Origin of the sequence: Actinophytocola oryzae (assembly GCF_004364325.1) — a bacterium.
Lineage (GTDB): Bacteria > Actinomycetota > Actinomycetes > Mycobacteriales > Pseudonocardiaceae > Actinophytocola > Actinophytocola oryzae.
Map to the genome: position 1 here is coordinate 25,287 of NZ_SOCP01000019.1, position 14,028 is coordinate 39,314.

General features: G+C 67.9%; 14 protein-coding genes. 9 read left to right on the top strand and 5 right to left on the bottom strand.

Annotation, left to right across the window (positions count from 1 at the left end; genetic code table 11):
• The first annotated feature begins 98 nt into the window (after positions 1-98).
• From CLV71_RS36675 to CLV71_RS36685, 3 genes are read left to right on the top strand one after another with little or no spacing between them, the layout of a single operon-like run.
• Positions 99-1,007 carry an acyl-CoA desaturase gene (locus CLV71_RS36675; RefSeq protein ID WP_424923937.1) on the top strand — a complete coding sequence of 303 codons (909 nt, stop codon included), beginning with the start codon at positions 99-101 and terminating at the stop codon, positions 1,005-1,007.
• On the top strand, positions 1,004-1,510 hold the full coding sequence (locus CLV71_RS36680) for a GNAT family N-acetyltransferase (RefSeq protein ID WP_243867098.1): 507 nt from the start codon (positions 1,004-1,006) through the stop codon (positions 1,508-1,510). The genes CLV71_RS36675 and CLV71_RS36680 overlap by 4 nt, the downstream gene beginning before the upstream one ends.
• Before the next feature lie 13 nt (positions 1,511-1,523).
• Positions 1,524-2,087, top strand: a complete 564-nt coding sequence (locus tag CLV71_RS36685; RefSeq protein WP_133907512.1) for a DUF6292 family protein — start codon at positions 1,524-1,526, stop codon at positions 2,085-2,087.
• A gap of 41 nt (positions 2,088-2,128) precedes the next feature.
• Here the strand turns inward: CLV71_RS36685 and mug are convergent, their stop codons facing one another.
• A complete protein-coding gene (mug, locus tag CLV71_RS36690; protein ID WP_208297934.1) occupies positions 2,129-2,671 on the bottom strand; it encodes a G/U mismatch-specific DNA glycosylase in 543 nt (180 codons plus the stop codon).
• A 2-nt stretch (positions 2,672-2,673) separates the two neighbouring features.
• Positions 2,674-3,531 (bottom strand): LysR family transcriptional regulator, encoded by an 858-nt coding sequence (locus CLV71_RS36695; protein WP_133907514.1) that lies wholly within the window; start codon positions 3,529-3,531, stop codon positions 2,674-2,676.
• A gap of 70 nt (positions 3,532-3,601) precedes the next feature.
• On the opposite strand from CLV71_RS36695, the gene CLV71_RS36700 reads away from it, so the two are divergent.
• From CLV71_RS36700 to CLV71_RS36720, 5 genes are all read left to right on the top strand, one after another.
• The gene (locus CLV71_RS36700) at positions 3,602-4,264 is read left to right on the top strand and encodes a type 1 glutamine amidotransferase domain-containing protein (RefSeq protein WP_133907515.1); all 663 of its coding nucleotides are present in this window, start codon (positions 3,602-3,604) and stop codon (positions 4,262-4,264) included.
• A gap of 91 nt (positions 4,265-4,355) precedes the next feature.
• Positions 4,356-6,329, top strand: coding sequence for an ABC1 kinase family protein (locus CLV71_RS36705; RefSeq protein ID WP_133907516.1), 1,974 nt, complete (start codon positions 4,356-4,358; stop codon positions 6,327-6,329).
• A 396-nt stretch (positions 6,330-6,725) separates the two neighbouring features.
• On the top strand, positions 6,726-7,043 hold the full coding sequence (locus tag CLV71_RS36710) for an STAS domain-containing protein (RefSeq protein WP_208297935.1): 318 nt from the start codon (positions 6,726-6,728) through the stop codon (positions 7,041-7,043).
• Between the two features lie 57 nt (positions 7,044-7,100).
• Positions 7,101-7,535, top strand: coding sequence for an ATP-binding protein (locus CLV71_RS36715; RefSeq protein ID WP_133907518.1), 435 nt, complete (start codon positions 7,101-7,103; stop codon positions 7,533-7,535).
• Positions 7,536-7,585: 50 nt separating this feature from the next.
• Positions 7,586-8,596, top strand: a complete 1,011-nt coding sequence (locus CLV71_RS36720; protein WP_133907519.1) for a helix-turn-helix transcriptional regulator — start codon at positions 7,586-7,588, stop codon at positions 8,594-8,596.
• Positions 8,597-9,050: 454 nt separating this feature from the next.
• Here CLV71_RS36720 and CLV71_RS36725 read toward each other — a convergent pair whose 3' ends face one another.
• Both CLV71_RS36725 and CLV71_RS36730 read right to left on the bottom strand, forming a co-directional pair.
• Positions 9,051-9,344, bottom strand: a complete 294-nt coding sequence (locus CLV71_RS36725; protein WP_133907520.1) for a hypothetical protein — start codon at positions 9,342-9,344, stop codon at positions 9,051-9,053.
• Between the two features lie 247 nt (positions 9,345-9,591).
• Positions 9,592-10,506, bottom strand: coding sequence for an SDR family oxidoreductase (locus CLV71_RS36730; RefSeq protein ID WP_133907521.1), 915 nt, complete (start codon positions 10,504-10,506; stop codon positions 9,592-9,594).
• 115 nt (positions 10,507-10,621) lie between these two features.
• On the opposite strand from CLV71_RS36730, the gene CLV71_RS36735 reads away from it, so the two are divergent.
• Positions 10,622-13,423 (top strand): MFS transporter, encoded by a 2,802-nt coding sequence (locus CLV71_RS36735; protein WP_166664410.1) that lies wholly within the window; start codon positions 10,622-10,624, stop codon positions 13,421-13,423.
• Here CLV71_RS36735 and CLV71_RS36740 read toward each other — a convergent pair.
• Entirely contained in the window at positions 13,420-13,839 is a 420-nt protein-coding gene (locus tag CLV71_RS36740) for a winged helix-turn-helix transcriptional regulator (RefSeq protein ID WP_133907523.1), read from the bottom strand. The genes CLV71_RS36735 and CLV71_RS36740 overlap by 4 nt on opposite strands.
• Between the last annotated feature and the right edge of the window lie 189 nt (positions 13,840-14,028).

Below are 14,028 nucleotides of genomic sequence, written 5' to 3' on the forward strand. Positions count from 1 at the left end.
TGCTCGTACTCCGGGCAGTTTTCAGCCCGCCCACGGAATGAGCACGCATGACCACTTTTCTCACCCGTCCCGAACCGCCCCGCAAGGCGCCGAAACCCATGCTGTCCGGCCAGCGCTCGGTCGGCGAGCTGGTGACGATCCGCGCCTTTCTGATCATCCCCTTCCTGGCGCTCGCCGCGGCGATCCCCCTGACCTGGGGCTGGGGCATGACCTGGGTCGACCTGATGCTCGCAGGCGTCTTCTACACGATCTCCACGCTGGGCATCACGGTCGGCTACCACCGTTACTTCACCCACGGTGCGTTCAAGGCCACGGGATGGTTGCGCGCCGCACTGGCCGTCGCCGGCGGACTCGCAGCACAGGGCTCCGTGATCGGCTGGGTCGCCGACCACCGACGCCACCACGCGTTCTCCGACCGTGAGGGCGACCCGCACTCACCCTGGCTGTTCGGCACCTCGCCGCTCGCGCTGGCACGAGGCTTCTGGCACGCCCACATGGGCTGGCTCTTCGGCCGGGACAAGACCAACATCGACCGGTTCGCACCCGACCTCGTCGCCGACCGGCGCATCAAGGCCGTCGACGCGCTGTTCCCCCTGTGGGTGGCGCTGAGCGTGCTGCTGCCTGCCGTGCTCGGTGGTGTGATCACGCTCTCCTGGGGCGGTGCGCTCACCGGTTTCCTGTGGGCAGGACTCGCACGCATCTCCTTCCAGCACCACGTGACCTGGTCGGTCAACTCCATCTGCCACATGATCGGCGACCGGCCGTTCGTGAGCCGGGACAAGTCGGCCAACTTCTGGCCGCTGGCGATCCTGTCGATGGGCGAGTCGTGGCACAACTCCCACCACTCCGACCCGACCTGCGCCCGCCACGGCGTGCGGCGCGGTCAGATCGACATCTCCGCCCGCCTCATCTGGGCGTTCGAGAAGCTCGGCTGGGCGTGGCAGGTTCGCTGGCCGACGCCGCAGCGCCTGGCGCGCCTCACGAAGCCCGCGGTCGCGGGACAGTGACCGGGTCGCCCACCACGACCGGGACTCTGACCACCGAGCGTCTGCCCCTGCGGCCGTGGCAGCCCGAAGACGCGCAGGCCGCACTCGAGATCTACGGCGACGCCGACGTGGCTCGTTGGCTGGCCATGCCGGCCGGGCGGTGGGCCGTCGAGCGCACCGCCGACCGGTACGTGATCGGCGGCGCCGAACTGCTCCCGTTACCTCCCGGCGACGAGGACCTCGAGATCGCCTGGCAGCTCAACCCCGCCGCGTGGGGTCACGGATATGCCGACGAGGCGATGTTCGCGGTCGCGTCGTGGGCCTTCGACCACGATGTCGACGAGCTGTTCACGGTCATCCGTCCGGAGAACACGGAGACCGCCGCGACGGTGCGCCAGAACGGTATGCACTGGGTCGGCGAGACCACCAAGTACTTCGGGCTGGAGCTGCAGGTCTTCCGGCTCCGGCAAGCCGACCTCGACCGGACCGCGCCGACCGCGCACCGGCCGCCGAGCTATGCCTGACGGCAGGAGCACCATGACGTCCCACCCACGATCACAATTCGTCGAGGCCCGTACGCATGCCGCGCGGGAACGCACCGACCAGCAGCAACGGGCCGTGCGCACGGTCGCTGGGCAGGCCCGCGACCACACCGAGTTCACCGCGATGCTGTCCATGCTGGGCCTGGAGCAGTGCATGTCCAGCCCGACGCCTCTCGGCAGGAGACTGGCCGTATACGTCGACCACGTGGCCGCCGCCGTAGGTGTGCCCACGGAGGCCACCGGGTACGAGGTGAGCGACACCGCCACCGCCTACCTCGGCCTCGACCGACGCCTGCCCAGCCGTCCCGACCACGACCTGATGCTGCTCTGGGACGAACGCCTCGGCTGGTACGTCGCCGTCGAGACCACCCCCGCCGAAGGACCAGCAGTCGTCGCCTACCTCGACGGCGACACCGTGCCGACGCCCGACGCGGTGGCCCGGTTCGTCACCGACCTGGCGTCCGACCGCTCCGCGACCAGGATCCGGCCGGTCTCCCCACCGACGGACCGTGCCGAGCTGGCCACGCGGATGGGCGCCGTGTGTCCGGTGCCCGCCTGACCTCAGGTAACGGTGTCGACCCGCTTGTACTCATTCGGGCGTCACCCGAGCGAGGTACGCAGCTCCCGGAACGCCGCCGCGAGTGCGGGCGGCTGGTAGTGCGCGTTGAGCCCGCTCGGGTTGGGCAACACCCACAGCCGCGCGCCGGCGATCCCTCCCCGCTGCTCACCCATCCCCGCCTTGGGTCGATCGAACGCGGTGCGGTACGCGGAGATGCCCACGACGGCGAGACACGCCGGCGCGTACCGGCCGACCAGGTCGGTCAACACGAGCGCACCCGCCCGCAGTTCGTCACGCGTCAGCTCGTCGGCTCGCGCGGTGGCACGCGCCACGATGTTGGTCACGCCGAGGCCGTACTCGAGTAGCTCGTCCTGCTCGGTCGGGTCGAGTTGGCGCGGCGTGAAGCCGGACCGGTGCAGGGCGGGCCAGAACCTGTTGCCGGGCCGGGCGAAGTGGTGTCCGGTCGCGGCGGAGTACAGGCCGGGGTTGATGCCGCAGAACAGCACCGACAAGCCCGGGGCGATCACGTTCGGCACGGTCTTCTCGCGTGCGGCGGCCAACTCGGCCGCGGTGGGTTTCGGCACGGTCACCACTCCGCCGCGTGCGCCATGAGCAGGTCGCGTGCCCGCGCGATGTGGGGCTCGCCGAAGGCACCCGTCCTGACCGCCAGGTACAGCGTGTCGGTCGGCAGTTCACCACGGATGACCAGCTCACGAAGGGCACCGGTCGCGAGCTCGTCCTCGCACAGGTACCTCGGCAGGACGGTCGCGCCCGCGCCCGCGAGAGTGGCGGCCAGCACCGCACGCAGGTCGGGCACCACGACGACCGCGTTGCCAGGCGGTGTCGTCCGGTACACGGCCTGCCAGAACCGGCGGATGAGGGACAGGTCCTCGGTGCAGGACACCCACGGTGCCTCGCCGAGGACGCCGGTCGTGTCCGGGTAGTACCAGCGTGGGGCGGCGACGACGGTGAGCTCCTCGACGAACAACGGCGCGGAGACGATGCCGCGGACACGTGGTCGCACGGTCGATATCACCAGGTCGAGGCCGCCTTTCGCCAGTTCGTCGAGCAGTTCCTCCGCCGTGCCGAACGTGACGCGCAGTGCGGTGTCCCGCAGTTCTACCAGGCTGGGCACTGCCTTCAGGCTCATGAGTTCCGCGGGGCCACCGACGTGCAGCGCGACCTTGCCGCCGACGAAGTCGCCGACGGCCGCGGTGAGGTCGTCCAGCGGGCCTGCGAGCCTTCGTGCGAGGTCCTCCCCGGCCGCCGTAGTGGTGACACCGCGCGCGTGCCGGTTGAACAGGGGTTTGCCGAGGTGTTTCTCCAGCGCCTTGAGCTGCGCGGTGACGGCGGGCTGGGACAGGCCGAGCAGCTGCGCCGCGGCCGTGACCGAGCCCGCGCGGTGCACGGCGAGGAAGGTTCTGAGCAGGTCAAGGGAAGTCATCAGAAATCTGATAATACAGCCCACAAGTTCTATTGGTCACCGATGCCTCCTTCATGGCAACCTTGTCCTCATGAAAGCAATCCTCCTGGCCCTGACCAGCCACGACGACCTCGCCGGCATCCACATGACCGGTTTCCACGTCCCCGAGGCCACGCACGCGTGGCACGTCTTCCGTACGGCCGACTTCGCCGTCGACCTGGTGAGCGTGCGAGGCGGACGACCACCGATGGACGGCTTCGACGGTTCAGACCCGCCACAACGCGAGTTCACCCGCCTTCCGGAGCTGGCGAACACTCGCCGGGCGGCCGAGGTCGACGCCGTGGGCTACGACGCGATCTTCTACGTCGGCGGTCACGGCACGATGTGGGACTTTCCCGACAATCGCGACCTCGCACGCCTCGGTCGCGACATCTACGAGATGGACGGCGTGGTGGCCGCCGTCTGCCACGGCTCGTCCGCACTCGTGAACCTGACACTCTCGAACGGCTCCTACCTCGTCGAGGGCAAGGAGGTGTCGGCGTTCACCAACTCCGAGGAAGCGGCCATCCACCTGACGGACGCCGTGCCGTTCCTACTGGAGACGGCGTTGGTGGAGCGCGGCGCCAAACATGTGTCCGCGCCCGACTTCAGGTGTCAGGTCTCGGTGGCGGAGCGCCTGGTCACCGGACAGAACCCGGCGAGTGCCACGCGCACGGCGGAGGAGGTGGTGCGTCTGCTGGCCGACACACCATGAGGGCGGATCCTCGCGGTAAGCCAGTAGCCCAGGTGCCTCGTGTGTTTCGATCGACCACGACCAGGTCAGCCCAGTCGACGTTCGGAACTACATGTCCGCCTTGCTCTTCGGTCTGCTCACGCTCCCTGTCTACCTGTTGATGCTGTGGCCGCTCGTGGTGGCCTCGCGTCGGGTGCTCGGAGTACGGATCAGGACCGTGCGAGCGCTGCTCGGCGCCCTGGTCGGTTGGATCGTGGCCGGACAGATTGTCGCCTGGCTGTTCCCGAAGCCACCCGCGTCACCAGGCATGATCGCCGGGCTGATCATCCCGATCGCCGGTTGTGCGTTCCTCGCGACCCTGACGTTCCTGTTCATCGCCGAGATGGCCTTCCCCAGTGGCGGCGGGCTGGGGTTCGTCGGACGGCTCCGCTCGATCCGGCGGCGGGCCGCCCGTGCACGGCGGTACTCGCAGGTCAGCAGGATCGCGGTGAAGCACGGGATCGGTCAGTACCTGGTCGGGCGGCGAAGCACGGACGGCACCCGGCAGGCGGTACTGGCCCGATCCTTTCGGCGGGCACTCGAGGACGCCGGGGTCACGTTCGTGAAGCTCGGGCAGGTGCTGTCGACGAGGCCGGACCTGTTGCCGCCGGCTTTCATCGACGAGCTGAGCAGGCTGCAGGACCAGGTCGCGCCGGTTCCGTTCGATCTGGTGGAGCAGCAACTCGTCGAGGAACTCGGTCGGCCCCTCGCCGAGGTGTTCGCGGAGTTCGACCGGGAGCCGCTGGCCGCCGCGTCGGTGGCGCAGGTCTACAAGGCACGGCTGCACAGCGGCGGCGACGTCGTGGTCAAGGTCCGACGGCCGGGCATCGACCGGGTGGTGGAACGTGATCTCGACATCGTCTACCGCGTCGCACGATCACTGGAGCTGCGGGCGAAGTGGGCTCGAGCGCTGGGGGTGGTCGACCTGGCGGACGGGTTCGCCGCGGCGCTCACCGAGGAGCTCGACTTCCGGGTCGAGGCACGCAACATCGCCGCGGTGAGCGCGGTCGACACGACCACCGCGGTTACGTTGCCGACTGTCCACATGGAACTGTCGGGTGAGCGGGTGCTGGTGATGCGGCGGCTCGACGGCACTCCGGTGCGGTTGGCCATCGGTGACGTGGCGGTCGAGCAGCGGGACGTCCTCGCGCGGACGCTGCTGGACTGCGTGTTGCGACAGGTGCTGCTGCACGGTGTGTTCCACGCGGATCCGCATCCGGGGAACGTGCTGCTGCTCACCGACGGCAAGCTCGGCCTGCTGGACTTCGGCTCGGTGGGCCGGCTCGACGCCGCGCTGCGGGGCGGGTTGCGGGACGTGTTCGCGGCCGTGGACCGGGGCGACCCGGCCGGCTTGCGAGACGGGCTGTTGGAGATCGTGGACCGGCCGGACGAGATCGACGAGCAGAAGCTGGAACGGGCGCTGGGCGCGTTGATCGCCAAACACGTCTCGCATGGGCAGGCGCCGGACCTCGACATGTTCACGGATCTGTTCCGGGTGGTGGCCGAGTTCCGGTTGTCGATCCCACCGGCGATCGCGGCGGTGTTCCGGGCGCTCGCGACGGTCGAGGGGACGCTTGCGCTGCTGTCGCCGGGGTTCAACATCCTGGTGGAGTCACGGGTGTTCGCGAACAAGCTCGTGGGCGAACGGCTGCAGCCGGAGTCACTGCGCCGCACGGCCGTCGACGAGCTGATGTCGTTGCTGCCGGTGCTACGCAGGCTGCCGCGCCGGGTCGACCGGGTGACGTCCGCGCTCGAGCAGGGACGTCTGTCGGTCAACGTCCGGCTGTTCGCGGACGAACGGGACCGTGCGGTGGTCGCCGGCATGCTGCACGAGGTTCTGTTGGCGTTCACCGGCATGGCGACCGGCGTGATGGCGGTGCTGTTGCTGGCCAGCACGGGCGGTCCCCGGGTCGGCCAGGAGCTGACGTTGAACCAGGTGGTCGGCTACAACCTTCTGGTCATCAGCGCACTACTGGGCTTGCGGCTGTTGTTCGTGGTGTTCCGCTCGCAACGCCGGAACACGGGCAAGGTGGACGACCCCGACTGACGGTGCCTGCTGACCATCGACGTGGCACACGACAGTGCGAGGCAGGGCCGAACACTCACGGAGAGTCCCGCTCTGTCACCGTGTGGAGCCGCACACTGCCTGTGGCCAAGCGCACAGCGTTCGGCAAAAAAAAGATGTGGACCGCGAGGTTTGAACGTCGTGGATTGGGGCTATCCCGTCCATTGCGCCGGATGTCGTCCGGTGCCAGTGCTTCGTGACTTGAAGAGGTGATATGCGAGTGGACTCACGGGACCTCCGCCCCGCATGGGAGGTCTGTGCACCCCGCCGGGGGTCGGCACATCGGCTTGCGACATACGGGATGATGGTGTGGTGAGTTCAGAGTCGTTCCAAGACGCTGGTGTCAGCCAGCCTGCCTCACCGGGACTGTCCGTTCTGGTGGAACCGCACGGCGAAGCCGTGGTTCTCGACGTGGCCGGGGAGATTGACCTGGCCACCGCTCCGCAACTCGGCGAGTCGATCAACGCCGCGATGGAGCAACGGCCCGAGACGCTGGTGGTAGACCTGAGCAGGGTCGACTTCCTGGCATCCGCGGGCATGGCGGTGCTCATCGGGTGCCACCAACAGGCCCAGGGCAACATCCGGTTCCGGATAGTCGCCACGGGCAGTGCCACCTTCCGCCCGATGGAACTGACGGGCATGACAGAAGAGATCTCGATCTACCACACTCGCGACGAGGCCTTGACCGCCGACTGAAGGACCGCGCCGGTCGCGCGAGTGACCACCGGAGGCTGAAAGTTTGGAGCTTCGGCCGTGAACCTGGGGCAGCAGGGCCTGGACGGTGTCCCGGAGGGGGACCTGCACTTCCGGGTTCCTGCCGTACCCAGCCGACTTGTCGGCCTGCGTCACGTCCTCGCCGAATGGGCCGCACGGGTCGGGTTGCCGGAGGCGGAGACGGAGGCGCTCGTACTCGCCAGCTATGAGGCGATGGCGAACACCGTCGAACACGCCTACCGCGACCAGACCCAGGGTCTGCTGGACCTCAGAGCGCGCGTGGACGACGAACAGGCGCGCGTCGTCGTCACCGTCACCGACTACGGACAATGGAAACCCCCGCAGATGAGCGGCGGCCTGCGTGGCCGCGGGCTGTCGCTCATCCAGGGACTGACCAGCACGTCCACAGTCACCCCCACGGCCGACGGCACCACCGTGACGATGTTCTGGCCACTGCCCGCCGCCGACCAGTAGGCCACCGCGCGACCCGATCACGTGTCGGACCGCTGCGGCACAATCGCGACATGCGAGCCGAACGGTTGGTGGCGTTGTTGTTCCTGCTGCAGCAGCGGCAGCGGGCAACAGCCGCCGAGCTGGCCGCGGCCCTCGAGGTCTCCGAACGGACTGTGTACCGGGACGTCGAGGCGTTGTCGTCCGCGGGCGTTCCGCTGTGGACCGAGCAGGGGCGAGCCGGCGGTATCCGTCTGCTGGAGGGGTGGCGCTCCCGACTGGACGGGCTGACCGGCCGCGAGGCAGCGGCAATCTTCGCGATCGGCGTGCCGGAACTGTTGGCCGAACTGGGCTTGGGTTCGTCACTGGTCGCCGCGCGGGCAAAGGTGATGGCAGGTCTGCCCACGGAACTGAGGGACTACGCCGCACGCATCGCGGACCGCTTCCACCTGGACGCACCCGGCTGGTTCCAGGAGGTCGAGTCGACGTCCCAACTGACAGTCGTGGCAGACGCGGTCGCGTCGTCGAAGCGACTACGGGTGGAGTACCAACGCGGCGCGACAACCGTGAGTCGGGAGTTGGCCCCACTGGGCCTGGTCGTGAAAGCGGGCGTCTGGTACCTGGTGGCGCAGATCGACGCGGACATCCGGACCTACCGAGTGGCGAAGATCGTGTCAGCGGACGTGCTGCCCGAGACATTCGACCGCCCGAAGGACTTCGCACTGACCGAGTGGTGGGCGCAGGCGTCCACCAAGTTCGAACGCTCACTGCTACGAGAGACAGTGCGACTGCGCCTGAGCCAGCGGGGGATGAAGTCACTACGGGCCGTAACGGACCCGGACACGGCGGCCATGGCCATAGCGACGGCGGGACCACCGGACGAGGAAGGCTGGCGAGAGGTGACCCTGGAGGTGGAGAGCCTTCCGGTGGCCACCACCCAACTGCTCGCACTGGGGGTAAACGTCGAGGTGGTGGCCCCGGAGGCGTTGCGAACCACGCTCGCCGAGCTGGGGTTGGCGATCGCGGCCCGCAACGCACCGGTCAGTGACCGGCACAAGGGTGACGTGCCACCCACCTCCGCATGACGGTCACCAGCAGTGACCTGAGCCACTGATCAACTCACCGTCGGCCTTCGGGAATGAAGGTGATGGACGAGCGGAGTGATGGACTCGCGTGGGATTGGTAAGGGCGAGTCGGAGGCGGTGGCGAGTTGCAACCTGCCGCGCGATTTGAGACCTGCCGGTGCGCGAGTTGGGAATGGTAAGCGGATGAAATGAAAAGCAGGTTTTGAGCGGTGAACGAGGTTGAGACAGCGAGGGGATTAGAGGTGGGGGCGAATTTGATCCCGCGAACGGTTCGAGACCGCGAGCGGTTCGAGATGGTAGACGGTTTAGGAGGTAGACGGTTTAGGAGGTGGAAGATTTAGAAAGGTGGAAGGTTGAGGAGGTGGACGAGAGTGAGGCCGTGAACGGTTTTGAGGTCGGCGACGGTTGGAGGTCGCGAACGGGGGTGAGGTCGCGAACGGGGATGAGGTCGCGATCAGCGGCGAGGTCGGTCGCGGGTGGGGTGGTGGATGACTTCTGAGTGAGCGGATTCGAGTTGGCGAGCGGGTTTGGGTTGCCGGGGCAGGTTGGGCTTGGTGGGCGGGTTTGAGTTGGGGAGCGGATTGAGGTTGGCGAGCCGGTTCGAGTTGCTGGGCAGGTCGGGATTGGCGAGCCGCCCCACATTGCCGAGCAGATCGAGGTAGGCGAACCGCCTTACGTTGCCGGGCAGATCGGGATTGGCGAACCGCCCCACGTCGCCGAGCAGATCGGGATTGGCGAACCGCCCCACGTCGCCGAGCAGATCGGGATTGGCGAGCAGGTCTGAGGGTAAGCAGATCGGGGTTGAAGTTGGTGAGCGGTTGAGGTGGTGGGGTTGTTGTGTGGGCGGTTTGTTGAGGTCCGCCGATGGGTGTGGTGCGTGAGTTGGCGTGGTGCGGCGAACTTGAGGTGTTGGGTGAGTTAATTCGAGTTGGGTGAGTTTGCGGATTGATTTGTCTGTGTACTGCGGCGAAGCCAGTCCGGGGTGGTGGGTTGGGTCAGCGATAACCTGTTGCGTCTGCCGGCTTTCCTTTGCTCTCCACCTCTTCTATGTAGCGCCACGCGTCTGGGCGGCTGCCGTCCGTATCGGTGAAGTCGTAGACCTTCGCCAGGTGGCCTGAGGACACGGACTGGCCGTTCCACCTCGACACCTCAGGGTCCGTGGCCAGCGCTGCCGCTGCACGGCCGACGAACGTCGGGGACTCCGAGATCACGAAGTGTGGTTGCTTCTCCGTCGCGTCCCGCCAGGTTTCTTCTGTTACTTCGAAGGCTTCCAGCATTGCTTCTGAGCGGAGCCAACCCGGCGTCAGCGCCAGCGCTGTGCAGCCATACGACGCTAGTTCCTCGGACTGGGCCAGGGCCATCCGCTGCACCGAGACCTTCACCAGGTCGTAGAAGAAGCCCGCCTCCGCACGATATTTCCTGTTGGACTCCGTTGTGCCGTCCGTCATTTCTATGACCAGCCCGCCTGGGTTGCGGATCAGGAGCGGTAGGGCGTAATGGCTCGTGATCGCATGAGTGTCCACGCCCAGGCGGAGCATGCGTAGGCCACCCTCCAGGTCCTGCTCCCACAGCTTCTTGCCGAACGTCAGGTACACATCACCGCCCCAGACGTCGTTCACCAGTACGTCCAGGCGGCCCTCTTCCTGCTCCATCCGGGCTACCAGCGCTTTCACCTGGCCGGCATCCAGGTGGTCCACCTGTACCGCCACCCCCCTGCCGCCTGCCTCGGTTACCAGGGCCGCGGTCTCCTCGATCGTCTCCGGGCGGTTCATCTCCGAGCGTTGTGTCCTCGTCGTACGACCCGTCGCGTAGACCGTCGCGCCCCTGCGGCCCAGCTCCACCGCTATCGCGCGGCCTGCCGCCCTTGACGCGCCCGCTACCAGCGCTACCTTGCCCTTCAGCTCGTCCATGGCGCCCACACTGCCGGTTAAACCTGACATCCGCCGGCAGGGTTTCTTGATCAAAGGCCGACAGGCTCGGGTTACGCTCGGTCATCTCGATCGGCCATTCGGGTGGACAACCACTGTGACCGCGTTCTTGGTCCTCCTTCTATCTAGGGTCGTATCGGCGGGTCGTGCGGGTTCGGCGCACGGCCTCGTTGTTGTCGTGACAGAGGGCGGCGGGATGCGGCAGGCGGGATTTCGCGGTGTTCTCGCGGTGCGTGAGTTTCGCGCGCTGCTTGCCGCGGAGCTGCTCTCCGTCGCCGGTGACCAGCTGGCTCGCGTCGGCCTTGCCGTCCTCGTCTACCAGCGGACCAACTCCGCCGGCTGGACCGCGCTCACCTACGCCCTGACCTTCCTTCCTGCCCTACTTGGCGGGCTTGTGCTCTCCGGGCTCGCCGACCGGCTCCCTCGCCGGGAGCTGATGGTCGGAGCCGACCTTGTGCGGGGCGTTCTTGCCCTGCTCATGGCTTTGCCGGGGCTGCCGATCTCTCTCCTGCTCGCCCTTGTCTTCCTCCTCACGCTCGCCGGGGCGCCGTTCAAGGCTGCCCAGCAGGCACTGCTGCCTTCGGTTCTTCGGGAGCAGTACCTCTCCGGGCTGTCACTCCGCATGGTCACTGGGCAGTCCGCGCAGGTCGCCGGGTTTCTCGGGGGCGGCGCACTGCTCACCTTCGTCGACCCGCATCTGGCGCTGGGGCTCAACGCCGTCACCTTCGTTGTTTCCGCCATCGTCATCGCGGTGGGGGTTGGGTATCGGCCTGTGCCGGTGCGCGAGACGCGGCACGAGCCGGGTGGGACCGTTCGGCTCATCTGGCGGGACCGGAAGTTGCGGGCGCTGGTCGCGCTGTCGTGGCTCGTCGGTGTCTTCGCCATCCCCGAAGGGCTTGCGGCGCCCTATGCGGCGACACTCGGCGTAACGACCGCCGCCGTTGGACTGCTGATGGCGGCCGATCCCGCCGGTAGCATCGTGGGTGCGTGGCTCGTCGCGAAGTTGCCGAGCGGCCGGCGTCCCGCGTTGACGACCTGGTTGGCGGTCACGGCCGGCGTGCCACTCGTTCTGTGCTTGTTCCAGCCACCGCTGGGCGTGGTGGTGCTGCTCTGGGCGACCTCCGGGGCGTGCTCCACCGCATACCTGATCCTCGCGCAGGCGGCCTTCGTCCTGGGCGTTCCCGACGACCGTCGGGGCGCCGCGTCAGGGCTCGTCGGCGCGGGGGTGTTGTCGTCACAGGGCGTGGCGGTCCTCGCGGCCGGCGTGCTCGCCGACGCGACGGATCCTGTCCTCGCGGTCGCAACCGGAGGTGTTGCCGGCGTGGTGTTCACCGGGCTCAGTGGCGTGTCGTGGCTTCGCGCCCGCTCCCGCCGCCAGGGGCGCTCCCCCCTTCGGCCAGGCGGACGCGAAGACGACACCGATAGGGACAGCGAGCTCACCAGTCCTTGTTCATCATCCGAGGCACCCCCTCCCGGGGAAGAGACCGACGAAAACGACTTGGTTGGCACAGTCACCAGTCCTTGTTCGTCATCACTGGCACCTCCTCCCGCGGGAACTGCCGCCGAGCACGGCAATGGGGGCGCTGATCAGGTCATCTTCGCCCAATCGGCCCGACCAGCATCCCTGCCGACAAATGAGCGGTCCAGAAAGCCGTGGCACTGGGCACTGTGGGACGAACCCGGGCGCGTGCTGTTCCTGATCCTGTTGGTCGAGACGGCGATGGTCGCCCTCACGGCACTCCTGGCCGGCCACGGGGTCGTCGACCGGCACGCTTTCGTCACGCTGGGTATCATCGTCTTCCTCGGCGTGACCATGGGTGAGCTGTCCCGGCATGTCGAGCGGGTCCGCAGGCGCTTCAACGACACACCGCACGTCAACCTGACCTCAGTGTGGACATTCTCCGCCGCGCTCGTGCTGCCGCCAGTCCTCACACCCGTTCTGGTCGGCGTGCTGTACGTCCACCTCTTCTGGCGCAGCTGGTACCGGGTCCGCGGCGTGCGGCCCTACCGGCTGGTGTTCACCGGCTCGACGGTCGTGCTCGCCTCGCACACCGCGTTCCTGATCCGGCACCTCTACGCCCCCGCCGACGTGGCCGCCTGGGGCAGTCCGGCGGTGGTGCTCGTCGTCGTGCTGGCGGTCATCGGCTACTCGTGCGTCAACTCCGGCCTGGTCGGGCTGGCGATCACGCTGCACGACCGGCACCTCGACCTGCGGCGGGCGCTGGGCACCGGCAAGGAGAACGCCCTCGAGTACGGCACGCTCGGGCTCGGCGCCATCACCGGCCTGCTGATCGGCATCGATCCGATGTGGGCCGTGATGATCGTGCCAGCCCTGCTGGTGCTGCACCGCAGCGTGCTGATGCGCCAGCTCGAGGAGGCCGCGTCGACCGACCAGAAGACCGGTCTCACCAACGCGACGGCCTGGACGAACCTCGCCACGGCCGAGGTCCAGCGCGCGGCTCGCGACGGCGCGCAGGTCGGCGTGCTGATGGTCGACCTCGACCACTTCAAGGCGGTGAACGACGCCCACGGCCACCTGGTCGGCGACCGCGTGCTGCAGGCGGTCGCCGACGTGCTGTCGGCCTCGGTGCGCCGCTACGACGTGGTCGGCCGCTGGGGCGGCGAGGAGTTCGTGGTCCTGTGCCCCGAGGTCACCGAGGACGAGCTGCGTACCATCGCCGAGCGGATCTGCGAGGACGTGCGGCAGCTGCGGGTGCCGCTGGACGGTGCGACGGTCGACGGGCTGACGGTGTCGATCGGGATCGCGGTGTACCCGGAGTTCGGGCCGGAGCTGCAGGACGTGCTGCTCGCCGCGGACGACGCGTTGTTCGTGGCCAAGGACTCCGGCCGCAACCAGGTGCAGACGATCGTGGCCGCGATCGGGGACCTCGGGCGCTAGCGGTCGGGCTTCGCGGCCGCCTCCAGTGCCGCCTGGTGCGCCGCGCGTGCCTGTGACAGGTCACCCCGGTTGTCCTCGGCCCACTTGGCCAGCGGGAGGAGGGCGCGCAGCAGCGAGCGGCCCATCGGCGTCAGCTGGTACCAGGTCGAGCCGAACCGGCTCGGGCGGTCGATCTTGACGACCAGGCCGTCTCGCTGCATGCGGTGCAGGGTGTCGGTCAGCACCTTCTGTCGTAACGGCCGCTCGTGCGTCACCCATCCGAGGCGTTCCTCGGTGTTGTTGATGTGTTCGAGCAACTTCGAGTACGTCATGGGACGGGCGGTGAGCGACGCCAGGACGGCGGTCACCCACTGCCCGGACAGCACGCCCATGGCCTCGTGGATGCCGTGCCGGTAGGGCAGGCTCTCGTCGCCCATCGTTCCCACCTCCCTCAGCGACACGCGGATCTCCAGTGTGCCCGATTGGCGACTTTCCGTGTTCCCCCGGCCGTGTTAGGCCAAACGAGTGAACAGATCTCAACATAACCGCAGGTCGAAGCGACACACTCGCAAGTCGGCGGGTTACGCACCTTGCAGTGCGCCGAGTGCCGACCTGTACGAAAGGGG